General features: G+C 64.5%; 22 protein-coding genes. 10 read left to right on the forward strand and 12 right to left on the reverse strand.

Annotated features, from left to right (window positions below; translation table 11 throughout):
* Positions 1–15 precede the first annotated feature (15 nt).
* Entirely contained in the window at positions 16–369 is a 354-nt protein-coding gene (locus tag ACVIGB_RS24735) for a hypothetical protein (RefSeq protein ID WP_456720674.1), read from the forward strand.
* Between the two features lie 51 nt (positions 370–420).
* Here the strand turns inward: ACVIGB_RS24735 and ACVIGB_RS24740 are convergent, their stop codons facing one another.
* From ACVIGB_RS24740 to ACVIGB_RS24760, 5 genes are all read right to left on the reverse strand, one after another.
* On the reverse strand, positions 421–2,496 hold the full coding sequence (locus ACVIGB_RS24740; RefSeq protein ID WP_456720673.1) for an FAD-binding oxidoreductase: 2,076 nt from the start codon (positions 2,494–2,496) through the stop codon (positions 421–423).
* 60 nt (positions 2,497–2,556) lie between these two features.
* On the reverse strand, positions 2,557–3,174 hold the full coding sequence (locus tag ACVIGB_RS24745) for a glutathione S-transferase family protein (protein ID WP_456720672.1): 618 nt from the start codon (positions 3,172–3,174) through the stop codon (positions 2,557–2,559).
* A gap of 298 nt (positions 3,175–3,472) precedes the next feature.
* Positions 3,473–3,886, reverse strand: coding sequence for a Rieske (2Fe-2S) protein (locus tag ACVIGB_RS24750; RefSeq protein WP_173638671.1), 414 nt, complete (start codon positions 3,884–3,886; stop codon positions 3,473–3,475).
* A 7-nt stretch (positions 3,887–3,893) separates the two neighbouring features.
* Positions 3,894–5,006: an amidohydrolase family protein gene (locus ACVIGB_RS24755; protein WP_456720671.1), complete on the reverse strand. Its 1,113-nt coding sequence runs from the start codon at positions 5,004–5,006 to the stop codon at positions 3,894–3,896.
* Positions 5,007–5,077: 71 nt separating this feature from the next.
* Positions 5,078–6,142, reverse strand: a complete 1,065-nt coding sequence (locus ACVIGB_RS24760; protein ID WP_456720670.1) for an amidohydrolase family protein — start codon at positions 6,140–6,142, stop codon at positions 5,078–5,080.
* A 235-nt stretch (positions 6,143–6,377) separates the two neighbouring features.
* Between ACVIGB_RS24760 and ACVIGB_RS24765 the strand changes: the two genes are divergently transcribed.
* Positions 6,378–6,869 carry a hypothetical protein gene (locus tag ACVIGB_RS24765; RefSeq protein ID WP_456749225.1) on the forward strand — a complete coding sequence of 164 codons (492 nt, stop codon included), beginning with the start codon at positions 6,378–6,380 and terminating at the stop codon, positions 6,867–6,869.
* Positions 6,870–6,899: 30 nt separating this feature from the next.
* On the opposite strand, the gene ACVIGB_RS24770 is transcribed toward ACVIGB_RS24765, so the two are convergent.
* The gene (locus ACVIGB_RS24770; RefSeq protein ID WP_456720668.1) at positions 6,900–7,604 is read right to left on the reverse strand and encodes a DJ-1/PfpI family protein; all 705 of its coding nucleotides are present in this window, start codon (positions 7,602–7,604) and stop codon (positions 6,900–6,902) included.
* A gap of 64 nt (positions 7,605–7,668) precedes the next feature.
* Between ACVIGB_RS24770 and ACVIGB_RS24775 the strand changes: the two genes are divergently transcribed.
* Entirely contained in the window at positions 7,669–8,664 is a 996-nt protein-coding gene (locus tag ACVIGB_RS24775) for a GlxA family transcriptional regulator (protein WP_456720667.1), read from the forward strand.
* 240 nt (positions 8,665–8,904) lie between these two features.
* On the opposite strand, the gene ACVIGB_RS24780 is transcribed toward ACVIGB_RS24775, so the two are convergent.
* Both ACVIGB_RS24780 and ACVIGB_RS24785 read right to left on the reverse strand, forming a co-directional pair.
* Positions 8,905–9,453, reverse strand: coding sequence for a carboxymuconolactone decarboxylase family protein (locus ACVIGB_RS24780; RefSeq protein WP_456720666.1), 549 nt, complete (start codon positions 9,451–9,453; stop codon positions 8,905–8,907).
* Between the two features lie 194 nt (positions 9,454–9,647).
* Positions 9,648–10,562, reverse strand: coding sequence for a LysR family transcriptional regulator (locus tag ACVIGB_RS24785; RefSeq protein WP_456725082.1), 915 nt, complete (start codon positions 10,560–10,562; stop codon positions 9,648–9,650).
* 111 nt (positions 10,563–10,673) lie between these two features.
* On the opposite strand from ACVIGB_RS24785, the gene ACVIGB_RS24790 reads away from it, so the two are divergent.
* From ACVIGB_RS24790 to rnk, 3 genes are all read left to right on the forward strand, one after another.
* Entirely contained in the window at positions 10,674–11,240 is a 567-nt protein-coding gene (locus ACVIGB_RS24790) for a chromate transporter (RefSeq protein ID WP_456720665.1), read from the forward strand.
* Positions 11,237–11,767 (forward strand): chromate transporter, encoded by a 531-nt coding sequence (locus ACVIGB_RS24795; protein WP_456720664.1) that lies wholly within the window; start codon positions 11,237–11,239, stop codon positions 11,765–11,767. Before ACVIGB_RS24790 ends, ACVIGB_RS24795 begins: the two co-directional genes overlap by 4 nt.
* Before the next feature lie 301 nt (positions 11,768–12,068).
* Positions 12,069–12,488: a nucleoside diphosphate kinase regulator gene (gene rnk, locus ACVIGB_RS24800; protein WP_456720663.1), complete on the forward strand. Its 420-nt coding sequence runs from the start codon at positions 12,069–12,071 to the stop codon at positions 12,486–12,488.
* A gap of 266 nt (positions 12,489–12,754) precedes the next feature.
* Here rnk and ACVIGB_RS24805 read toward each other — a convergent pair whose 3' ends face one another.
* Positions 12,755–12,949 carry a hypothetical protein gene (locus ACVIGB_RS24805; protein WP_092123867.1) on the reverse strand — a complete coding sequence of 65 codons (195 nt, stop codon included), beginning with the start codon at positions 12,947–12,949 and terminating at the stop codon, positions 12,755–12,757.
* A gap of 156 nt (positions 12,950–13,105) precedes the next feature.
* On the reverse strand, positions 13,106–13,834 hold the full coding sequence (locus ACVIGB_RS24810) for a sulfite exporter TauE/SafE family protein (RefSeq protein ID WP_092123865.1): 729 nt from the start codon (positions 13,832–13,834) through the stop codon (positions 13,106–13,108).
* Positions 13,835–13,888: 54 nt separating this feature from the next.
* Between ACVIGB_RS24810 and ACVIGB_RS24815 the strand changes: the two genes are divergently transcribed.
* On the forward strand, positions 13,889–14,248 hold the full coding sequence (locus ACVIGB_RS24815; RefSeq protein ID WP_456720662.1) for a hypothetical protein: 360 nt from the start codon (positions 13,889–13,891) through the stop codon (positions 14,246–14,248).
* Between the two features lie 313 nt (positions 14,249–14,561).
* Positions 14,562–17,615 carry an AAA family ATPase gene (locus ACVIGB_RS24820; protein ID WP_456720661.1) on the forward strand — a complete coding sequence of 1,018 codons (3,054 nt, stop codon included), beginning with the start codon at positions 14,562–14,564 and terminating at the stop codon, positions 17,613–17,615.
* 102 nt (positions 17,616–17,717) lie between these two features.
* On the opposite strand, the gene ACVIGB_RS24825 is transcribed toward ACVIGB_RS24820, so the two are convergent.
* Together ACVIGB_RS24825 and ACVIGB_RS24830 are read right to left on the reverse strand one after the other, a co-directional pair.
* Positions 17,718–18,782 carry a ketopantoate reductase family protein gene (locus tag ACVIGB_RS24825; protein ID WP_456720660.1) on the reverse strand — a complete coding sequence of 355 codons (1,065 nt, stop codon included), beginning with the start codon at positions 18,780–18,782 and terminating at the stop codon, positions 17,718–17,720.
* Between the two features lie 124 nt (positions 18,783–18,906).
* Positions 18,907–19,716: a LytTR family DNA-binding domain-containing protein gene (locus tag ACVIGB_RS24830; RefSeq protein ID WP_456720659.1), complete on the reverse strand. Its 810-nt coding sequence runs from the start codon at positions 19,714–19,716 to the stop codon at positions 18,907–18,909.
* Positions 19,717–19,810: 94 nt separating this feature from the next.
* Here ACVIGB_RS24830 and ACVIGB_RS24835 point away from each other — a divergent pair, with 94 nt between their 5' ends.
* A complete protein-coding gene (locus ACVIGB_RS24835; protein WP_456720658.1) occupies positions 19,811–20,875 on the forward strand; it encodes an alpha/beta hydrolase family protein in 1,065 nt (354 codons plus the stop codon).
* 201 nt (positions 20,876–21,076) lie between these two features.
* Entirely contained in the window at positions 21,077–22,300 is a 1,224-nt protein-coding gene (locus tag ACVIGB_RS24840) for a TetR family transcriptional regulator (protein ID WP_456720657.1), read from the forward strand.
* The last annotated feature ends 268 nt before the right edge of the window (positions 22,301–22,568 follow it).

Below are 22,568 nucleotides of genomic sequence, written 5' to 3' on the forward strand. Positions count from 1 at the left end.
GGATCTGGGGATCAGATGAACAAACCGTTTTGGCGTGCGATGCTTTTTGCCACCGGCTTGCTGGCGCTGCCGGCGATCGGCCCGGTGCAAGCCCATGATCACCAGCATCCCGAGTTGAACGGCTGGTATGAGAGCCTGCACAGCGGCAAGGGACCCTGCTGCGACGGCAGCGACGCGCAGCGCGTCGACGATGCCGATTGGGACACCAAGGACGGCCACTATCGCGTCCGCCTCGAGGGTGAGTGGGTCGACGTTCCCGAGGACGCCGTCGTCGCCGGACCGAACCGCGCCGGCCGCACCATGGTCTGGCCGTATTACCTCGATGGCCACCCGCGGCCGCGCTGCTTCATGCCGGGCAGCATGGGCTGAGCAGCCGCGACGGCGCGCCGTGCGGATTGCGTGGTCGGCGAACTCGGCTGATCAAAGATCCAGCTGGAGCCGCTCCTCGCCGTCGCCATCCGGCTTCGCCGGCACGGCGCAGCAGATCAGCACCTCGTCGTCAGCCACCTCGGCGGTCGGCTCCTTCAGATAGGTCACGGCGCCTACCAGCAATCGGGTTCGACAGCTTCCGCAATTGCCTTCACGGCAACTGAACACGGGGTTGAGGCCGCGCTCCTCCGCCAGTTCGAGCAGCGTTCCGGATTCCGGCGTCCAGCGCGCTTCCTTCATCGATGCGGTGAAGGCGACCGGCACCGGCGTGGTCGCAGGCGGCCGGCGCGGCGGCACTGTTGTGGCCACCTCCGGCTTCCTCACCAGCGACGATGGACCAAACGCCTCGGCGTGAATCCTGCCGTCGGCAATGTTGTAGCGGCGCAGGGCGTCATAGAGTGATTGCGTGAACTGCGGCGGCCCACACAGATAGAAATCGTAATCGTTGAACGGCAGGACGCGCGACAGCAGCGCCATGTCGATCCGTCCCGCGGCATCGTAGTCCGTGCCCTGCTCGGCGCCATCGACGTCACCGAGGACGCGGATGATCCGGACTGCGCCGCCGGCGGTCTCAGCCAGCTGCTGCAACTCGTCACCGAACGCGCGCTCGGCCCTGGCATGCGCAGCCTGGAACAGTAATGTCGGCCGGATGCCGCGGGTGCGCAGCCCTTCATAGACCACGTGGCGCAGCATCGCGAGCATCGGCGTGATGCCGACGCCGCCGGCAAGCAGCACCGCGGGCCGTTTCTCGCGCGCATCGATCGTGAAGCCGCCGCTCGGCGCGCGCGCCTCGATGATATCGCCGACATGGATCGTGTCGTGGAGATGCCGCGACACCAGGCCGTCGCGCTTCACGCTGATCCGGTACATGCCATCCGACGGCGCGACCGACAGCGTGTAGGTGCGAATGACCGGCTTGCCGGAGCCGGGCAATGTGAGGCGAATCGGCAGATGCTGTCCGGCCTGATGCGGCAGCAGCCCTGCGCCATCGTCCGGCTGCAGATGAAACGAGCGGATCGAACGGCTCTCGTCGACGATCCCAGTGACCTTGAACGGGCGCCACTGCGCGGCGCGCTCCGCCGCGCGGAGCCGGTCGGCGGCCTGCGCCCAGTCGCCGGTCATCAAGGCATTCGGCGACCAGCCTTCGGCCCGGAAAGCCCAGCGCAGCGGCAGCGCACCGCGCCTGCGCACCACCCGGCGGGCACGGAAGCTCCAGAGCCGCTCGGCGCCCTGGAAGGCTGCGATCTCCGGCGAGTCCAGCATCACCTCGGCATCACCGGTCAATTGCAGCATGTCGCCGGTTTCGAAATCGACGAACACCAGCCCCGCCTTGCCGTTGACGAGGATGTTGCCGAGCGTGTTGAAGAACAGATTACCGGCGAAATCGGGGACCGTCAGCGTGCCGTCGGCGGCGACACGGACGAAACCGGCCTTGCCGCCGCGATGCGAGACGTCGACCTGACGACGGTCCTCGCGCTCGGCATAGGACGCCACGAAGAACGTATCCGCCGCCTCGATCGTGTCGCGTGCCGCCTGATCGAGCGTCGTGCCCTGCTCGACCTCTCCGGTGAAAGCGATATCCGGCTCGCGCACAAATGCGAAATCGCGCAGCTGGATGTATTGCGGACAATTGCCAAAACTCTGATCGAGTTCGAAGCTCAGCGCCTTGCCTGATGATGCACGGAGCAGCCCGTTCGCGCGGTTGCGACGCCGCGTGTGCAATTCGATTCCCAATAGTCCGATCGCATCGCCCTCGCGCATGCCCTCGCTGACGGGATCGCTGGCGTCAGGCCGCGCATCGATCTCGAGGCTGCGCGGCGTCGGCGAGGCGATGAAGCCGGGCCGGCCGGCCAGCAACGAGGCCCACACATCGCCGCTCCGGTCCACGCTGCCGACCACGATGAAGGGAATCTGCGCGAAGAAATCGCGATGCTGGTCGGGCATGAAATCCCGCACCGCGCGCTGGCCGACGGCCGCCATCTTCTCGGCGACGCCGACCTTCTGCTGGATCGCCATCTCGCCGGCATGCCAGGTCGCGAGCTTGCTCTTGGTTCGCCTGTCGCTCATCGCCTCGCCCTCCCCTTCGGGGTTGGACGGGCGCGCCCGCAGGCACGCCCGGTCGACATGTCACGCAGCCGCTGCCAGACCGGCGGCAGTCTTGGCAAAAGGCACGAAGCCCGGCAGCGCCTCGATCCGGCGCAGGAAGGCGTTGACGCGCGGGTAGGCGGAGAGATCGACATTGCCTTCGGGCGCGCTCGACAGATAGCTGTAGAGCGCGACATCGGCGATGGTCGGCTGCGCGCCGACCAACCAGTCACGATCGGCGAGATGGGCTTCGAGCCGCTTCAGCAGGACATGGGCGCGAGCGATCACATCGTCCGGATTGTGCTTCGCGCCGAAAACGGTGATCAGCCGCGCCGCGGCAGGCCCGAACGCGAGATCGCCGGCGGCAACCGACAGCCAGCGCTGCACGGCTGCGACACCCTTTGCATCCTGCGGCAGCCAGTCGGCGCGGCCGAGCTTGGTCGCGAGATAGACCAGGATCGCATTGGAGTCGGCAATGATGGTGCCGTCATCGTCGAGCACCGGCACCTGGCCGAATGGATTGAGCGCGAGGAATTCCGGCGTCTTCTGCGCTCCGGACCTGAGGTCGACGTCGACCACCTCGTGCGGAATGCCCAGCAGGGACATGAACAGGCGGGCGCGGTGTGCGTGGCCGGAGAGAGCAAAGTGATAGAGCTTCATGGTGCCGTTCCTGATGTCGTGGACGGGGTCATCCCGACCGCAGGCTCAAGGTGGCCCATTGCACGTCACATTATAATCACTGACAACGACACTTCATTATTGCATATTTCGCAATAAATACTCTCCCGTCTTGGCCGGGCTTGTTCCGGCCATCCACGTCTTTCCTGCAGCAAAGCAAGACGTAGATGCCCGGCAGCCCGCTACGCCAAGGCTTCGCCGAGCTTTGCTCTCAGCCTCGCCGAAGCATCAGCGAAGGCGGGCACGAGGCCGGGCATGACGCGAAATTCGGGGCAGCCTATTACACCTCGACAATCACGTAATTGTCCTCGATGTGCACCGGAAACGTCTCGGCGACATACGGCCCCTTCTGCAATTCGGCGCCGCTTTCGACCGCGACCGGATAGGAGCGGATCCTGAACCGCTTGGGATCGAACCAGGACTGGCCGTTGCGCATGTCGAATTCCCAGCCGTGCCACGGACAGCGCAGCATCTCGCCGACACGGTCGCGCTGATAGATGCCGGGCTCCGGCGAGGTCAGGCGCGCCACGCAGGCCGCCTTCTCCAACGGCGCGCCCTCATGCGGACAGCGATTGAGCAGCGCGAAGAACTCGCCATTGACGTGGAACACGACGATGTCGCGGCCCTCGAGGCCGAACACCTTGTTGCCGCCGGCAGGAATCTCGCTGGTGCGCGCGACGATGTGACGGGTCATCTTTGTCCTAAAACTTGTAGACCGCGCGGGCGTTGCTGTTGAAGATCTTGCGCCGCTCGGCGTCGGTCAGCGGCGTCTTGAAGGCGAAGCGCGCGTCGTCATAGTCCCAGTGCGGATAGTCCGACGAGAACAGCAGCCGGTCGATCCCGACCCATTCGATCAGCTGGCGCAGGTGCTTCGCTTCATCCGGCTCGTCGATCGGCTGGGTCGTGAACCAGAAATGCTGCTTCACATACTCGCTCGGCTTGCGCTTCAGATGCGGCACCTCGCTGCGGAAGCGCTCGAAATGCTGATCCATCCGCCACATCGTCGCCGGGATCCAGCCGAAGCCGCCCTCGATGAACACGATCTTCAGTTTCGGGAAACGCTCGGGAACGCCTTCCAGCACGAGGCTCGTGAGGTTCGAGGCCACCGTATGCGCGTTCGACTGGTGCTCCTCGCAATAATAGGACGGCCAGCCGCCACCGGTCGGCGCATGCCCGCCATAGCCGCCGACATGGATGCCGATCGGCAGATCGAGCTCCTGCGCGCGCTCATAGATCGGCCAGTAGCGCCGGCGGCCGAGCGGCTCGTTGGCGCGCGGCGAGACGTTGATCTGGATGTACTCACCGGTCTTCGCGCAGCGGTCGATCTCGGCGAGGCCAAGGTCGGAGCCGTCCTGCCCGACCAGGATCGAGGCTTTCAGGCGCGGATCGCGGTGCGCCCAGAAGGCGAGTTGCCAGTCGTTGATGGCGCGCTGGATCGCCGCGCCGAATTCCAGGTTCTGCTGCGAGAAGATGAAGAGGTCGAGCACCTGCAGGATGCCGAACTCGACGTCGAACGGATCGAGATGCTGCTTGCGCATGAAATCGAGATCGGAGCCGGGCACGCCGCCGGTCGGCGGCCACGCATCGCGCCGCGCGATCAGCGGCGAGGAGCGCGGATACGGCGTGGTGCCGATATAGGGCGTGCGCAGATGGCTGCCGTATTCCTTCAGATGCTGCTGCCAGCGTTTCGGCAGGAACTCGTTGAGGTCGCTGTGCGCATGAATGCTCGGATGGATGTCGCAATCGATGATCTTGAGCCGCGTCGCGGCGGTGGTGTCCTGGTCGAGCATCGGGCGGTCGATGACGTCACTCATGCGATCCTCCATTTTGTTTGGCGCTGATCTGTTCGGAAAACCGGTTCCCACTTTTCCGGGTCATGCGCGAATTACGAGTCGAGCTTCAGACGCGGGAACGTTTCAATCGGGTTGTCTTCGCACATCCGCTTGACGAGGCTCGCCGGCAGGTGCGGCGGGATCGGATCGTCGCCGTCGAACTGCCAATGCGGATAGTCGGACGCGAACAGGAACATCTTGTCGGAGCCGATCTGGTCGATGATGTCCGCGACGCCGGTTGCATCCATCGGCGCGTCGAACGGCTGCATGGTGACACGGAAATGGTCGCGGATGATCGCGGCCGGCTCGCGCTCAACCCACGGCACCTCGACGCGGACGCCGCGCCAGGTCTTGTTGGCGCGCCACATGAAGGCCGGCAGCCAGCTGACGCCCGACTCCATCAGCACCACGGTCAATCCCGGATACTTCCCGAACACGCCCTCATAGATCAGGCTCAGCGTCTGCGCCTGGAACGCCTGCGCTTCGGCCAGATAATATTCGTAGCGATAGGACGGCCAGCCGATCGAGCTCGGCGCGCCGCGGTAGGCGCTGCCGGCGTGGATCGCGATCGGCAGTCTGTACTTCTCCGCGGCCTGATAGATCGGCCAGTAGTGCCGCCGCCCGAGCAGCATCTCGCCCTGCGAGGGCACCAGCACGGAGACAAAGCGATGATCGCCGGCGCGGCGCTCGATCTCCTCGACGGCAAGGTCCGGCGCCTGGATCGGCACCACGATCGAGGCGCGCAGCCGCGTGTCCCTGGCGAGCCATTCGGCCGCGATCCAGTCATTGATCGCCTTGCAGAAGTCCGCCGCCATGTAGGGATCGAACACCGCCTGCGCGCCATAGACGACGTTGCCGATGGCGTGGCTGGCGCCGAGCTGGTCGAACGCGCCGCGCTGCACCATGGCGAGATCGCTGCCCGGCTTGCGGCCGTCGGCCGGCCGCCAGTCGGCGCGTCCCGACAGCGGCATCGACGGCGGATAGGAATTGAGATCGAGCCCGTCGATGGCGCGGCTGACCACCTGTTCCTTCCAGTGATCGCTGAGATACGGCAGCAACGTGGTGCGCGTTCCTCCCACCGCGGGATGGATGTCGCAGTCGATGCGCATGGCCGCCATGGCGTTCCTCGGACTGATCGTCTTGTCTTGGTTGTTGGCGACATCGCTGCCGCGGAGCGGACTGTGACGCCGAAGGCGCGATCGTGCAAGCCGATCCGCGCGGGGCCGCCCTGCCATATGCGCGCACCGGCCTCACGTGAAGTTGCCGGATCGCGTGTGAACGGCATCACCCATTCAGGTCACAAGGCGTGCTAGCGATTCCGCGCCGCGGAAAGCGCAGATACAGGAGACGGGAATGAGACTTGGAATGAGACTTGGCCGATTGACGATCCTCGCATGTTCATTGTGGCTGGCTTCGTCCGCCGCATGGGCCGCGCCTGCGACCACGTCCGGCTCGGTCGCGCTGGCGCTCGCAGGCGTGGTGGCGCCCTATTCGCCGCTGCCGGCCAAGGAGAAGAAGGCGGTCGCCGCGTTCTTCAACGGCAACAGCAATGTTCGCGTCACCGGGAAGATCACCGTCACGGCCGACAAGGTCGTCTGCCGCGCCAGCAATGTCGACATCACCTCGCGCTCCTGCGCGCTGACCTTCGGCAGCCGGACCCACACCGTGAAGGGCAGTGAGGCCAACGCGATCTACGCGACCGTGGCGCTGGCCGGCGTGCCGCCCGACGGCGCCGCAGGCACGATCTACGAGGCGCTGTCGAAACTGTCCTGCACACTCGATCCAAAGGTGATCAAGGACAAGGCCGGCGGCGGCGCCGACTGCACTTTCGAGCCGGGAAATTAGAGCGCACCTGAAGCGCGGCTCTCAATCTCCCTACACCACGACACCCAGCCTAGCGGCCACGCGGCGTGCGGTCTCCTCCCGCTGCGCCGTGATCGCGCGCACGGCCTCGCGCGACTGCTGCAGGATCTCGGGTGGCGCGGTCTCCGGCGTGCCGCAGTCGAACGGCGGCTCCGGCGCATACACCATATAGAGCTGGATCGCGCGCGCGGCATCGTCGCCGCGCAATTCGGCGGCAAGCCGCAATGCCCCATCGATGCCTGCCGTGATTCCGGCGGCGAAGACAAAGCTTCCATCCACCACCACGCGTTGGTTCACGGGCGTAGCGCCGAAGAACGGCAGCAGATGAAACGACGCCCAATGTGTCGTCGCCCTGCGCCCCTTCAGAAGGCCGGCCGCTCCGCAAATCAGTGCGCCCGTGCAAACCGAGAAAATGCGGCATGCGCCCGCCGCCTGCCGGCTGATCCAGCCGAGCACTTCGGCGTCCTCCATCAAGGCTTGCTGACCGAAGCCGCCCGGCACGTGCAGCACATCGAGCGGCGGCGCTTCGGCCAGCGTCGCATCCGGTGTCAGCCGCAATCCCTTGATGTCGCGGACGGGCTCGGCGGTCTTGCCGTAGATGCGGTAGGTCGAATTCGGAATCCGCGACAGCACCTCGAACGGCCCGGTCAAGTCGATTTGATCGACGCCCTCGAACAGCAGTGATCCGATCCGCAAGTGGACATCGTGAGCAATCATCGCACTTCCCTCAAACTTCGCTTGAACTATGGACAAAGCAAATCTAGCGCGGCACGTTTCGGCGATGACGCCAACCAGCCCACGTTTCTCGCCAAAAAGCCGCCGCCTGATCGAAGTGCTGGCTTACCCGGCGGTGCAGTTGCTCGATGTCACCGGGCCATTGCAGGTGTTCGCATCCGCCAACGCGCTGGCGGCCAGGGCAGGCAATGCCGAGCCATATGAGGTCCGCGTCGTCGCCAAGGACGGGCCCACGATCGAAGCATCGGCCGGCGTCGGGCTCGCGGTGCACCCGCTGCCCGCCGTCAGCACTGCGGTCGATACGCTGGTGATTCCTGGCGGCGACGGCGTCAACGCAGCGGCGGCCGATCGCGTCCTGGTGGACTGGGTGCGCGGACGCGCCGGGCAGGCACGCCGCACCGCATCGGTCTGCACCGGCGCGTTCCTGCTCGCCGCATCGGGTGTTCTCGATGGCCGTCGTGCCGCGACCCATTGGCAATTCTGTTCGGAACTCGCCGAACGCTTTCCCGATGTTCGTGTCGAGTCCGATCCGATCTTCGTGCGCGACGGATCGTTCTGGACGTCGGCCGGCGTCACGTCCGGCATCGATCTCGCGCTGGCACTGTTGGAGGAAGACCTCGGCCGCGCGGCGGCGCTTGCCGTCGCCCGCTATCTCGTGGTGTTCTTCAAGCGGCCGGGCGGACAGGCGCAGTTCAGCGAAATCCTGTCGCTGCAAACGACTGACGACAGGTTCGGCGCGCTGCATGACTGGATCAGCGGCCATCTGGCCGACGACCTCTCGCTTTCGACATTGGCGAAACAGGCCGGCATGAGCGAGCGCAGCTTCAGCCGGCACTACGCAGATGCAACCGGGTTGACGCCGGCACGCGCGATCGAGCGATTGCGGGTCGAGGGCGCCCGGCACCTGCTCTCGGAGACGCGCCTGCCGGTCAAGCGAATCTCGCAGCGCTGCGGCTTCGGGTCCGAAGAGACGATGCGCCGCAGCTTCTTGCGCGTGCTGTCGACCACACCGCAGGATTACCGCGCCAGGTTTGCACGTTAGCTAGAGCGTGATGAGATTGGGTCGAAGGCGATTGCGACGGCTGCTACGCTCCCTCGCACCGTTCTTACGGGGAGAGGGTTGGGGTGAGGGGCTGTCTCCGCATATACCGCAATAGCTGCGTTTGCGGAGGCTCCCCCTCACCTGGAACGCATCTAACGATGCGTTCCGACCTCTCCCCGCACGCGGGGCGAGGTAAAGTAGAGCGCCTCGCTTGTGATCAACCGGCCGGCTGAGATCGGCTCAACCATTCCAGGCATGCGCCCGCAATCCCGCCTCAAGCGGTGGATTGGTCACGCTGCCGGTGTAGTTGGTGATGGTCGATGCCGCGACGATGGTAATCACCTCGAGCACGAGGTCCTTGTAGAACCCGGCCGCCAGGAATCGTTCGATCTCCTCGTCGTCGAGCCGCCCGCGCTTTTCGATCAGCGACCTCGCCAGCGTCGAGAGTGCGCCGAGGGTCTTGTCGGCAGGCGAGCGGCCGGCACGCATCGCATCGACATCTTCAGGATCGAGGCCGGCCTGCAGGCCGAGCGCGGAATGCAGCGCGACCGCCCAGGTGCAGCCATTGGTCACCGCATCGGTGAGCAGCACGGTCTGGATCTGCTGCTCGGTGAAGCTGCCACCGTGAACCTTGTCGAAGATGCCGATGAAGCTCTGGATCAGCACCGGCGACGTCGCCATCGTCGCCGCAAGGTTAGGGATCATGCCAAACCGCGCCTCGACGTCACGCAGGGCGGGCCTCGAGGCTTCCGGTGCGGAGTCGAGCGTATGGACAGGAAAACGTGCCATTGAACTGCCTTTCACTGTGGTGATTGAACCCGAGGCAGCCGGACGCAACTGAGCTGTTGCGATCGACGCGCCGGCATCAGAGTTCGATGGGAGCTATCTAGCCGCGCCCTGACGCGAACGTTCGCCAAACTCCCCACATTCCACGCCATCCGCGGGGCCTGCGTTGATGCTCAGCCACGTCGCGCGACACTTCCTCAAACGGCGGCACGGTCCTTCACCCGCCGCGTCACGATCCCGAGCAGGCGGCCGAGCGTGCCGCCAGCGGGGCCCTTCTTGCGGGCCAGCGCGAGCGGCGCGACGAGGCCGGTGGCGCGGTCGAGGCGGAGATAGGACACGCCTGCGGTCTCCAGCCGCGCCATGGATTCCGGCACGATCGAAATGCCGAGCCCCGCCGCGACGAGGCTGAGCGTCGACACCATCCGCGTCGCCTCCTGCGCCACCTTCGGGCTGAAGCCCGCTGCGCGGCAGGCGGCGATGATGCTGTCGTATAGGCCGGGCCCGGTCGGACGGCGGTAGAGGATCAGCGGCTCGTCGGCGAGCGAGGCCAATGAGATCCGCCGGCGCGGATCCTTCCGGGCGCGCGGATGATGGTCGGGCAGCGCGACCAGCATCTCCTCGTCGAGCAGATGCGTGATCGTGAGGTTCTCCAGCCGCTCGCTCGGCGAGCGCACGAATGCGGCATCGAGCCGGTCGGCCTCGACCGCCTCGATCAGCTCGCCGGTCGAGGCCTCCTCGAGCGACAGCGTGATCGCCGGCGCGCGCTCGCGCATTTCGCGCATCACGCCGGTGACGAAGGGATGGAAGGCGGCCGACGAGGTGAAGCCGATCGCAAGCTGCCCTTCCTGGCCGCGGCTCGCGCGGCGCGCGGCTTCCACGGCAAGCTCCGTGTCGCGCAGGATCGCGCGGGCCTTGCCGACGAAGGCGCGGCCGGCGGCGGTCAGTTCGACCCCGCGCGGCTGCCGGCGAAACAGCGGCGCGCCGATCGCGGTTTCCAGCGCGCGGATCTGCTGGCTCAGCGGCGGCTGCTGGATGCCAAGGCGCGCGGCGGCACGGGTGATGTGGCCCTCGTCGGCGACCGCGACGGCATAGCGGAGATGGCGCAGCTCGATCATCAGGCGATCCATATGCAATAGATATGCAAATTCCCTTATCCATATATTGGATATTTGGCACGCGGCCAACTAAAGTCGGTTCAGGAACGAACCGGAGCCGCCCCGCCGATGGACGCCATACCGGCCGCACAGACCGCCAAGCATGACGCACCTGATGTCGGCGAGTTGTTCACGGGCTTCTTCATTCTCGGCCTGACCGGTTTCGGCGGCGTGCTGCCGCTGGCGCGGCACATGATGGTGGAAAAGCGCGGCTGGCTCTCCAGCGCCGAGTTCACCGATTTGCTCGGGCTCTGCCAATTCCTGCCCGGCGGCAACATCATCAACATGTCGGTGGCGGTCGGGCTCAAGTTTCGCGGCATTCCCGGCGCCCTTGCTTCGATCCTCGGCCTGATCGCGGTGCCGACCGCGGTCGTGATTGGGCTTGGCGTGATCTATGGCCGCTTCGCCGACCACCCGGTGGTGCGTCATCTGTTCGGCGGCCTCGCCGCCGCGGCAGCCGGGCTGCTGATCTCCACCGCGATCAAGATCGCCTGGCCGTTGCGCCGCGATGTGCTCGGCCTATTGATCGGCGCGCTCTGCGTGCTCGCGATCGCGGTGTTCAGATTGCCGCTGCTGCCAACGCTATTGACGCTCGCGCCGCTCAGCATTGTCCTCCGATCGAGGCAGGCGCCATGACCGGAACCCTGGTCACACTCGCACTGATCTTCGCCGAGCTCTCGCTGCTCGCGTTCGGCGGCGGCAACACCATCCTGCCGGAGATGCAGCGTCAGGTGGTCGACATCCATCACTGGATGACGGCGCAGGAATTCGGCGCGCTGTTCGCGCTGGCGCAGGCTGCTCCCGGACCGAACATGATGGTGGTCCCGCTGGTCGGCTGGCATGTCGCCGGCTTCTCCGGCGTACTGGTGACTTCGCTCGCCAAGTTCGGGCCGTCGTCGCTCGTCACCGCCTTCGCGCTGCGGCTCTGGGAACGCTTCAAGGACCGGCCGTGGCGCCGCACGGTGCAGGCCGGGCTGGTTCCGGTCACCGCCGGCCTCGTCACTGCCAGCGCCATCGTGATCACCCATGCGTCCGCTTCGAGTTGGGGTACCATCCTGATCGCGGCAATCGTTGCGATCGCCACCACGACCACCCGCATCCATCCGCTGCTCGCGCTCGCCGCCGGCGCGGTGCTCGGCCTCACCGGTATCGGCCAGCCCTGACGCCGGACTGCTACGGCGATGGCGCGTGCGCGCTTTCGCCGCAATGGATGCGACGTCACGAGCGGCTATGTTGATGGTGCCATGATCGACATGTTGAGCATCGACACCCGCATTGCGCGCCTCGGCTTGCGCGCTGGACGTCTGCACGCAGGCACTTAGCCGGCCGGCGATCGCGCGCCGTCCGGTTTCTCGACGCCGTCAAAATCATAGCTTCATCAAGATCATTCGGCCCGACGCATCGCGCGAGACATCCACGCGCCGGCGTCGCCGCGCCTCCGATCAACCGCAAAGATCATCCGACATGACCCGAACCATTGCGAACGACTTTACCGCTCCCGCGTTGCCACCGATCGTGATCACCGCGAGCGAGGCGCATCGCCTCAGCGCGCTGGCCGATTCCAGCATGGCGGTGTTTCCGCGCGTGGCCCAGTTCCTCGCGCGCGAGACCGACCGGGCCCGGGTCGTCGCCGACGATTCCGAACTGCCTGACGTGGTCCGTATGGGCGCGCGCGTGCGCTACCGCGACGACGAGACCGGCGACGTCAGGGAAGTCGTGCTGGTGTACCCGCACGAAGCCGACATCGCACTCCGGCGCATCTCGGTGCTGACGCCGGTCGGCGCCGCCCTGATCGGATTGTCGGTCGGCCAGACCATCGATTTCCAGACGCCGAGCCACCAGACGCGTGCGGTGACGATCTTGGCCGTGAAGCAGCAGAGCTAGAATGCAGTATCGCCATTCACGCAAGTAAGGGAGTCACCGGCGGAAGGGCTCCCTCCCCCCTTGCGGGGGAGGGTTGGGGAGAGGGGTGCCACACGACGGTCTCTCTCAATATTCGTACGGCACGGTCGGCGCTGCGATAGCGACACCCATGCCAATCATCTCGCCCGGGCCACCCCTCTCCCCACCCTCTCCCGCAAGGGGAGAGGAAGCCTGACCGGCGTACTCACCTCACGTGCTGGCGATATCAGAATCGCTCAGCGCGTGGCTTAAGCCGCCAAATGGCACTGCCCCAACTCGAGCCCGTGCCGGCGCCCGCGCGCAATGCCCTCGGCGATCGCTTTCACGACGATCTCGGCATCGTCGGGGGAAAGATGGTCGAGCGGCTGCCAGGCGCGCATGATGTCGCGCGCGCGTTCCAGATCGCCATAGATTGCAAGAAGAGGAAGCGTTTTGATCGGCATGTCCGTGGCTCCCAACCGCAACTGCGCGAGCCTACCTCACCTGGGTAGGCGGAGCCATGCGTTCGGCAATCGCGGTTCTGCATTTTCCCAATCGCCGATGCATGGCGAGAAGCCAGCAACTGGCTGCCATTGTAACCGGAGGCGCGGCTGGCGCAGCTACAACACCAGCAACAGTCCCGAAACCAGCAAGATGCCGAGAATGATTCGCCGGAACAGCGCGTCATCGACGCAGCGAAACACAAAAAGCCCGAGCGCTGTTCCTGCGAGGAGTGCCGGGATGCTGACGGCGAAGTCGACCAGGACCTTTGTCGACAGATCTCCTCGGATCAGCATGAGGCCAAGTGCGAATATCTGCATGGCCGCGATGAAGGGTTGAACCATTCCGCGCTGCTCGGTTTTCGGCACGCCGTGGATGTCACACCATATGGTCGGTATTGCACCCGGCATTGCCGTCAGCCCGCCGACAAAGCCTCCGCCGAAACCGATCAATGCATTACGGCCCGCATTCATCTGCAAGCGATGAGAAAGCACCGGCCGGAATAAGGTGTAGGCCGCATAGCAGGCGACGGCGAGACCAAAGCTCTCTCTGAAGATCCGCGCGTCCGCGGCTTGCAGCAGCCAGACGGCGATCGGTACGCCAAGCAATCCGCCGACGACCAGCGCGGAGCTCTGTTTCCAGCGGATGCTTTTTCTCAAGGCCCAAAGACCCGTGACTTGCACGGTGATGCTGCAGGCCATCATCAGCGGGACCGCCTCCAGTGGTGGGAGAACGTGAAGCAGAATCGCGCCGGCCACCGCCGAAAAGGCAAAACCCGCGAGGCCCGAGACGAAAGCGCCGCAAAACACGGCGATACTAAGCAGGCAAAACGACGCAATGTCGCCCATGAGCTAACCCTTCCGGTTCGCAAAATCTGGGAATAGCGACGTGGCGATCAGTCCGTGGACGACAGTCCGGCCGGCTCGGGCGCCGCCCCGGCATCGCTCTGGCGCGTCGAAGTCAACATCGTGGCTGCAAGGATGTGCACAATGACAAAGCAGATGGCGATCGTTGCCAGCAGCGCATTCTCGCTCGATGCCGAAATCCGAAGTTTGCGTTCGGACGACTTTTCACTGACCGACATTGTCATGTCCTCCAACATCGGATCGCGAGGCAAACTGGTGCCACCTGTTGTCGATCAGGTGACGATACTGTCGAAGGGTGCGCTCTGCCTGCGGCCGTCGCGAATGGTGGAGCGTTTGAAGGAGGCGCCCAAACCAGCCCATTTTCCGGGAAGAACTCGTGGAGGCGACAGAAAATAACGGGTCGCTTCGGGCTGAAGCCCTGCCGTCAAACAATGGTGCGGCCGATGCCGCGATCGACTGAAACATCTTGCGAAACAACAACCCATAGAACACGCGGGTAAGACGCCGCGCCTTTTCTTCCAAGCGCATGACACGAGCACCTTGTGTGAGTGGCTGGATACGGCTGGAAGTATCGAACGCCACGCCACGCCACGCTTTAACGCGAGCTTAATTTGTTCTTATCGTTTCCTTGATTTTGAAGGGCGTGCTTGCTTTCGGGCCGGTGTACCGGTTGAATGTCCGCCTCGCGTGCACCTCCGAAGGCATTGTTTTGCAGTATCTATTTGACGAGTTTGTTCTCGACACCGAGCAGCGGGAATTGCGCCGTGACGGACGTCCGATCCCGTTGCAGCCTCAGGTTTTTGACCTCCTTGAATATCTTGTCCGCCACCGCGGCCGCGTGGTGACCAAGGACGATCTGATCAGTGCAATCTGGGGCGGGCGCATCGTCTCGGAGTCAGCGCTCACCACCCGCATCAACGCAGCCCGGACGGGAATAGGCGATTCCGGCGAGGCGCAACGGCTGATCAAGACCTTGCCGCGCAAAGGCGTCCGCTTTGTCGGCACGGTGCGGGAAGCACCCAGGGAGGTCGCGAACGCGGTCGCACCTCTGAAGGTCGAGATCGCCACCCTGGTGGTCGGCCGGACAGCCTCCTTCGCGATGATCGACCAGATGACACGGCATGTATTGTCCGGCAAACGACAGATGGCTTTTGTCACCGGAGAAGCCGGGATTGGCAAGACGGCCTTCATCACCAAGGCGATCGAGCAGCTGACGGAACAGGGCTTCGATCAGCTCTATGGGCGCTGCACTGAACGATTCGGAACGGACGAAGTCTTTCTTCCACTCATCGATGCGCTGGTGAACCGTTATCGCGCAAACGGTCCGGAATTGATTTCGGCCGTTCGCGCGCACGCCCCGACTTGGATACTGCAATTGCCTGGCGCCATCGACGCATCGGAACGCGCGGCTTTCCAGGACGAAGTGTTCGGCGCGACACGCGAGCGGATGCTGCGCGAATTTTGCGATCTTCTGGAAGCGCTGAGCACCGGCCGCCCCTGGGTGCTTGTGCTCGAAGATCTGCATTGGAGCGACTTCGCGACACTCGACGTGCTGTCTCGCTTCGCGCGCGGAAACGGCAACGCGCGCGTGCTGGTGCTCTGCTCCTATCGTCCGGCCGATAGTTCCGCCGGCGGGCATCCCATCCGTCGCCTGCATCGGGATCTCGAGATCCATGGATACTGCAGCGAATTGCGCCTCGACCGATTGTCGCGTTCGGAGGTCGAGCGTTACCTGGCATTGCGCTTCGACGACGAGGAACTTGCCTCCAGCCTGTCAAAGCCCGTGTTCGAGCGAACGCTGGGACATCCCTTGTTTGTTGCCTCGCTGCTCAAACACTTGATCGACCACGAGTCGATCGTCGAAATCGACGGCAGATGGCGCCTGGCCTCGCAGGCGACATTCACGCAAGATCGCATTCCAGACAGCCTCCTGAACATGATCGGCCACGAGCTCGATCGCCTCACCGATAAGGAGCGGCGTCTGCTCGATGTCGCCAGCGTTGCCGGTGAGGAATTTTCTGCGGCCCTCGTTGCGGCCGGCCTGTCCGACGATGCGATCAACGTTGAAAGGGACATCGAAGCGTCGATCCGGAAGGATCAAATCCTCGTTCGCTCGGGGGTTTCCGAGTGGCCCGATGGAACATATTCGGGCTCCTACGCCTTTCGTCACATTCTCTATCAGAATATCATTTACCAGAATCTGCCGCCGGGGCACCGCGCGCAGACGCACAAGCGCTTGGGCAAGAGGCTGGAGGAGGCCTATGCCGGCCGCACCCCTGAAATAGCGCCCGCGCTCGCACTTCACTTTGAGCAGGGTCGCGACTTTCCGAGCGCGTTGCGCTACCTCAGGGAAGCGGCGAGGAGCTCGACGAAACGCCTCGGCCATGCGGAGGCCGCAAGCTATCTCACCCGCGCGCTTGGCATACTTGATCGTTTCGATGCGGCCGACCAATTCTCAACCCGCGTCGCTCTCTTGCGGGAGCGGAGCTGGGCGCTTCGCTCGTGCGGCGACCTCGTCGGCTCGATCCGTGATTTGCGCGACATGATTGCCTGCGCCGAACAGGCCGGCGAGATCAAGCAGCAGCTCAATGGCCTCACGGCTGTGAGCAGTCTCTGCTTGCGCGTGGATCGCCACGCCTGCCTTGAGGCCGCTGACGATGTGCTGTCGCGAAGCCAGATGCTTGCGGACGACACATTCAAGGCTCTGGTCCAGGGCAGCAGCGCGAGCGTCAACCTGTTCCTCAACGGCTGGCGCAAACAGGACGCCACGCTCTGCGACAGGGCGATCGAGCTGAGTGCGAATGCCACGAACTATGGCGTCTTGATCAGGCGCAATGGAATATCCGGTATCGTTGATTGCTGGAGGTCGCGGTATCAGGAGTGCCGCCGCGCCGGCACCGAAGGAAAGCGGTTGGCGCGCTTGGCCGGCGACGTTTACACCTTTGTTCTGTTCAACGTTCTTGAATCCATCGCGCTCATTCATCTGGGCGAATGGCGCGAACTGCGGCGTGAAATCACGGCCGGCCTGGAACTTGCCGTCAGGAACGCGAACGGCCCCAGCAGCGCATTGTGCCGGCTGACGCTTGCATGGTTGCATGTCGAAGCGATGGACTTTGATGGAGCCCGGGAGCTCTGCGAAAGCGTCGACGACAGTCTGCTGGTCGGCGATCAGTCGACGTACTTCCACAAGCGGGCCGTCCTTGCGAAGGCCTATGTCGGCCTGAACGATCCGTCGGGAGCTCGCAGGCAATTCGACGATATCGAGCGGCGCAGGCATGAGGAAGGCATCGACATCGAATTTACCGCCGCGACGCAGGTGTATCATTGCCTCGGCGAATATTACTTGCAGGTTGACGACTTTACGCAGGCTCAGAGCTGTGCACGCCAGCTCCACGACTATGTGGCCACGGCTCCAGATCTCAATCATCTGGCCCAGGCCCACGGACTGCTCGCGCGTACTGCGCTTGCCTTGGGCGATTCAGCGGAGGCTCGGTTGCAGCTGTCCCGCGCGCTGGAGATCGTCGACAGTGCCGACTTCCCGATTGCGTCCTGGCGGGTGTACCGCACGGCCGCCGAGATCTTCGCGAACTACGGAGACGTCGACAGGGCGGCGACGTATCGCATGCGATTTGCCGAGACCATCCGAACGCTCGCGCAAAATTTCGAACCCGAGGATCGGCTGCACAAGAGCCTGCTCGCTGTCTTAGCGACGCGAACAGCGCAGCTCGAAGCGATGACCTCGCTGCCTTCGCGGCCCGCTTAGCCGACCGAGACCACAGCAAGATCAACGAAGCTGATCGCTATCCCGTCGCTCATGACGGTCGTGCAGGTTCGAGCCCTGCCCCGCCGTCAACGTGCGTTCCCGTTACTCGGCGCCCGAGCCGCCCTGCACGATCTTCTCGTTCAGCTTCTGGTCGACGGTCTCGACGGTGCGGTCGATCTCGGCGCTGGGCGTGCCGAGTTGATGCGAGATCAGCTTCACCAGCAGATCGACGCGCTCGATGAACGGCGCGCCGGCGGCGACCGCGCGGGCCGCCGATGACGGCTTGAGCAGGCTTTCCGCCGCCTTGGCGTATTTCGCGAACGGCACCTGATCGGCAGGATCGGCGCCGAGCTTCCGCGCGATGGTATCGACATGGTCATAGATCGCCTGCGAGCGCGTGAGATCGCCGTGGACGGCGTCGCGGATCGATTGCGGCTCGGATGGCGTGATGCAGCGGTAGTTGCCGGTCAGCAGCATCGACCACTTCGCGAGCGGCACGAACAGCGAAGAGAACACTTTCAGCTTCACCGGAACGTCCTGGCCGTCGAGCGTCACCGCGTCGATGTCGGCTTCGAGCTCGCGCAGAACCTTGTTGTGCTTGTCGTCGGCGAAAGCGGAGGCCTTGAAGTTGGTCGGCAGGCCGACATGCAGCACGTTGGCCTTCTCCTCCGGCGGACGGAACGCCTGCGGATCCGGCGAGCACAGCGTGACGAGTCCCGGCTCGAAGCGCTCCCAGACCTGGGCGTTGGTGTAGGCTTCCTCGAGGTCCATGCCGCCGAGCGCGGGAATCCGCTTCAGATACGGCAGGGGCGGCATGTTCATGATCGACAGGCAGGGCAGCTTCGCCGCCGCGATCTTGATCATCAGCACGCGAACCGTGTGGTTGGCGTATTGCGGCTCCTGCATCGCCAGGCCGACCATGTCGTAGCGCGACACGTCGACATCGGCGGGCGTGACGGCGTCGAGCTTGCCCGGCAGGTCGCGCGAGAAGATCGAGCGATGCTCCTTCTCGTCCCGCAGCTTGATGCGCACCTCGGTGCCGTCGCGGTTGATCAGGTCCGCGGTGTTCTTTCGGCACACCAGGGACACGTTGTGCCCGGCCATCAGAAGCTTGGTCCCCAGCAGGGAGCCGTAGGAAGCCCCAAGGATCAGAATGTTGCGCGCCATGTTTCCTCTCTCGAAGACCAATCCCGGACCTCTTGCGGGCGGTCCGTGGTATACCAGATACTTGTCTTACGATGTTCCGGCGATCCGGCCAAGCGCCTTGGCGCGACGATGCGGCTTTGTCGGCTCAGGCGCCGAGCGGCATCTTATCCTGCTGATTACGCATCAGTTTCTGTCCGGCGCGACTCACCGGCAGCACGAGATTGTCGTCGAGCTGGACGCCGAGCCGGCCGGACTGACGGGTCAGCCCCCGGACCGCGGTGTGGGCGACCCAGTGCGACCGATGGATCCGCACCCCGGTCTCCGGTCCCAGGGCTGCGACGGCGTCGGCCAGCCTGATCAGGATCAGGGCCTCACCACGATCGGTGCGTACGCGGACATAATGGTCCTCCGCGCTCAGGGACAGGATGGCCGCGCTGCGGAGCGCAAACGGCAATTTCGACCGAATCGAACAGCGTACGTCCGGCGGGGACGTCGGCTGTGCCGGGTCGACGGCAAGATCGGCAGTTCCGGCGGGTACCCGCCGAAGGACCCAGATCAGCGGGCCGAGGAACAGGTTGATGGACAGCACCTGCAGGGCGAGATCGCGGTAGGTCACAAAGGGAAGCACCTGCGGCGCCAGCAGCCATAGCAACTGGTGAACGATCCAGCCGCCGACCGGCGCAACCGCGACCGCGACGCCGACCGCGACCCAGAGCGGCTCGGCGCCGGAGAACAGATAGCGCCGCACCAACGCCGTCACGGCAATGACCAGGGTGGTGATCAAGAGCGACCCGGCAACGAAATGCAGCAACCGCGTCAGCAACCCCATCCCGACATAGGTGCCGAACGCGCCCACGATCGCGAGCCCGATACCGGTCGCCACCGGCAGCAGCAGCGCGGCGTGGCGCCGCGGCAAGGCCATCGAATCCTGGCGAAAAAGCTCGGTGATGGTCATTGGCGAATAAGAACTGCCGTTCGCGAAGTGGACGTGGACCCGAGACCGCCCCTTCCTATAGCAGCCGGACGGTCGATCATTCGAGGACGCGCTCATGAAATTTTCGTTGGTTCCGGCGGCTCGCCTCCGGCTGCTTTGGCCCTGTCGCTGGTTCTGCCTTGGACTGCTGGCCCTCCCGGTGCTGATGCCGCCCACTGCGGCCGCGGCGGCCGAGGCGGGCTGGCGCCAGATCACGATCCCGGTCTCCCCCTCCAATCCAGCGGCGATCCCCGTCGCACTTTATTACCCGACCCAAACGCCGGCCCGTGCCATCCCGATGGGCGCGTTCACGGCCCGGGTGGCGATCGGGGCGCCGCCAGATGCAAAGTTCAAGGGCCTGATCATCCTCAGTCACGGTACGGGCGGCTCCGAGATCGGGCATACCAGCCTGGCGGAGGCGCTGGCCCAGCACGGCTATTTAGTCGCGGCCTTGCGGCATCCCGGCGACAATTGGGAAGATCATTCGATCTGGCAGCAGCCGCCGGGGACCTTCTTCACCGAACGGCCGCGGCAGGCGTCGCGGGTGATCGATGCGCTGTTGGCCACCCCCGAATGGAAGGACAAGATCGCGACCGATGCGCAGGGTCCGCGCATCGGGGCGGTCGGACACTCCGCCGGCGGCTACACCGTGATCGCGCTGGCCGGCGGCCAGGTCGACCTGTCCCGCATCGGCGAGCATTGCAAGACCGACAGCAAGGACGATCCGTTGTTCTGCAGCATGGGCGGCGGCTCCAAGTCACCGCCGGCGACGACATTGCTGCCCACGGCGACCGATCCGCGGGTGCGCGCGGCGGTGGCGATGGCGCCGGCCGGCGTGTTCTTCACCGCCGCATCGCTCGCCGCGATCAGGATACCGACCGCGGTTTACGCAGTGGAACGCGACCGCTGGCTGGTGCCGCGCTTCCATGCCGAGTGGGTCGCACAGAATGTGCCGCATGCCGAATTTCACATGATCCCCAACGCGTGGCACTTCGCCTTCATGGACCGCCCCGGCACACCGATCCAGACCTTGGATGGCGACGCCGCGGCAGATCCGCCCGGCTTCGATCGCGAGGCGCTGCTCACACAGTTGCGCAACGACTTGCCCGCCTTCTTCGACAAGGCCTTTGCGCAGGAGTAGCCTGCGAAGCCGGCCTTCGCCGGGATCGTGCTCACGCAACGAGACGAGATCATGATGCGCGCCGCCGCGTCATGATCTTATGCTCCGGATCACGCGATGGGACATTCGTCGGGCCAAATCGACAATTGAAAGTTCGGTGCCGAGAGGATTATCTCCCCGTCAGGATCGGCGTCGTCCTGCAATCGGAAAGGGCATCGGAGCTTGCAAATCGCTGCGCTGACAGATCGAGCTGAAGAGATTCTGGTCGCTGCATCCCGGCTGTTTGCCCGCCACTCCTATGCCAATGTCACGATGGAGCAGGTTGCGGCGGCGGTGCAGGCCGTGCCGGGCGCGCTGTATCATCACTTTCGCGACAAGGAAGACCTGATCTTTCATTGCTATCTGCGTGGCCTCGCCATCTACAGGCGCGAGATGGAGGCGGCGGCCGAGCCCGGTATCGATGGGCTCGAGATCGTCCGGCGCTTTGTGCGCGGCAGGCTGCGGCCTGAAAGCCAGCGCATGATCCTGTTCACCGATATCGATGCGCTGGCCGCGCCCTACAGCCGCGAAGTCCATGCCAAGCGCTGGCAGAATGCCGCGCGGCTTGCGGAGATTCTGGATCGGGGTGTGGCGGACGGCTCGATCGCCTGCGACGAACCACAGCTCACGGCGGTGGCGCTCATCTCCATCCTGGACTGGGTGCCGTTCTGGCTGTCCGAACGCGACTACTACACGCGCCAGCAGGCGATCGATGCCATCGACGACATCATCACGCATGGCGTTTACCGGCGCGAGATCGCGGTTCCCGAGATGCCCGAACCGCTCAGCCTTGCCCCATTCCTGCAGTCTCGCGCGGCGTTGAACAAGCGGGCCGCGAAGTTCGACAGGATGCTTTCGATTGCCTCCGACAGCTTCAACCGCAGGGGCCCGTCGGGCACGTCGCTCGAGAGCATCGCCGTCGATGCGGGCATGACCCGCGCCGGCATCTACTATCACTTCAGCGAAAAAGAGAGCCTGCTGCTGGCTTGCCTGCGACGCGGACTCACCGGCGAGATCAGCATTCGCGAGCACCTGCAAGACCAGCGCCTCGGCGCATTCGATCACATCGTGCAGAGGATCCGCCTGCTGCTGATGCTGCACGACACGCCCTGCGGCCCGAAGGCGACCTACCACAACATCAACTATCTCAACGAAACTGACCGGAAAGCCTATGTCGGCGAGGTGCTGGCGACGATCCGGCAGGACCAGGACAGCTATCAGCGCTGGATCGATGAGGGCCGCTTCCGCCGCATCGATACCTACTTCGCCGAGCGTATTCTGACTGGAATGGGCCACTGGTATCCGATCTGGTTCAAGACCAGGCGCGACTGGTCTCCAGCGCAGATCGCCGATCATTTCGCGCAGTTGTTTCTCGCAGGGCTCAAGCCGCGCCGGCATCCGGCCTGAGCCGCCAATTCGCGTCCCGCAGCTTGTAGCATCGGCTCGCTTCGTGCAGGCTTGGACGGCATTGGTTCCCAAATAGTGAGGCAGCGTGCGAGCGCAGGCCTCATCCAAAAGTTTACCTGTAATTCAAAACAGTGGCCGATTCCGAGGGCATATAGCCTATAACATCATACTACCTTCCGCTAAAACTTGACACCATATTCAAAGCGAAAGTTGCGAAGGCGCGGCAATTGGGGTTATGAGACGGCCTCGATCGTTCAAGATCAATCAG

This window comes from Bradyrhizobium sp. USDA 4341 (genome assembly GCF_054063755.1).

Coding starts and splice junctions, on each gene's coding strand:
- ACVIGB_RS24755 (WP_456720671.1), bottom strand. CDS start 5,006: ATGAGTGACGTCATCGACCGCCCGATGCTCGACCAGGACACCACCGCC.
- ACVIGB_RS24775 (WP_456720667.1), top strand. CDS start 7,669: ATGACGCCAACCAGCCCACGTTTCTCGCCAAAAAGCCGCCGCCTGATC.
- ACVIGB_RS24765 (WP_456749225.1), top strand. CDS start 6,378: ATGAGACTTGGAATGAGACTTGGCCGATTGACGATCCTCGCATGTTCA.
- ACVIGB_RS24770 (WP_456720668.1), bottom strand. CDS start 7,604: ATGATTGCTCACGATGTCCACTTGCGGATCGGATCACTGCTGTTCGAG.
- ACVIGB_RS24835 (WP_456720658.1), top strand. CDS start 19,811: ATGAAATTTTCGTTGGTTCCGGCGGCTCGCCTCCGGCTGCTTTGGCCC.
- ACVIGB_RS24745 (WP_456720672.1), bottom strand. CDS start 3,174: ATGAAGCTCTATCACTTTGCTCTCTCCGGCCACGCACACCGCGCCCGC.
- ACVIGB_RS24790 (WP_456720665.1), top strand. CDS start 10,674: ATGGACGCCATACCGGCCGCACAGACCGCCAAGCATGACGCACCTGAT.
- ACVIGB_RS24750 (WP_173638671.1), bottom strand. CDS start 3,886: ATGACCCGTCACATCGTCGCGCGCACCAGCGAGATTCCTGCCGGCGGC.
- ACVIGB_RS24795 (WP_456720664.1), top strand. CDS start 11,237: ATGACCGGAACCCTGGTCACACTCGCACTGATCTTCGCCGAGCTCTCG.
- ACVIGB_RS24810 (WP_092123865.1), bottom strand. CDS start 13,834: ATGGGCGACATTGCGTCGTTTTGCCTGCTTAGTATCGCCGTGTTTTGC.
- rnk (WP_456720663.1), top strand. CDS start 12,069: ATGACCCGAACCATTGCGAACGACTTTACCGCTCCCGCGTTGCCACCG.
- ACVIGB_RS24830 (WP_456720659.1), bottom strand. CDS start 19,716: ATGACCATCACCGAGCTTTTTCGCCAGGATTCGATGGCCTTGCCGCGG.
- ACVIGB_RS24825 (WP_456720660.1), bottom strand. CDS start 18,782: ATGGCGCGCAACATTCTGATCCTTGGGGCTTCCTACGGCTCCCTGCTG.
- ACVIGB_RS24735 (WP_456720674.1), top strand. CDS start 16: ATGAACAAACCGTTTTGGCGTGCGATGCTTTTTGCCACCGGCTTGCTG.
- ACVIGB_RS24780 (WP_456720666.1), bottom strand. CDS start 9,453: ATGGCACGTTTTCCTGTCCATACGCTCGACTCCGCACCGGAAGCCTCG.
- ACVIGB_RS24740 (WP_456720673.1), bottom strand. CDS start 2,496: ATGAGCGACAGGCGAACCAAGAGCAAGCTCGCGACCTGGCATGCCGGC.
- ACVIGB_RS24805 (WP_092123867.1), bottom strand. CDS start 12,949: ATGCCGATCAAAACGCTTCCTCTTCTTGCAATCTATGGCGATCTGGAA.
- ACVIGB_RS24760 (WP_456720670.1), bottom strand. CDS start 6,142: ATGGCGGCCATGCGCATCGACTGCGACATCCATCCCGCGGTGGGAGGA.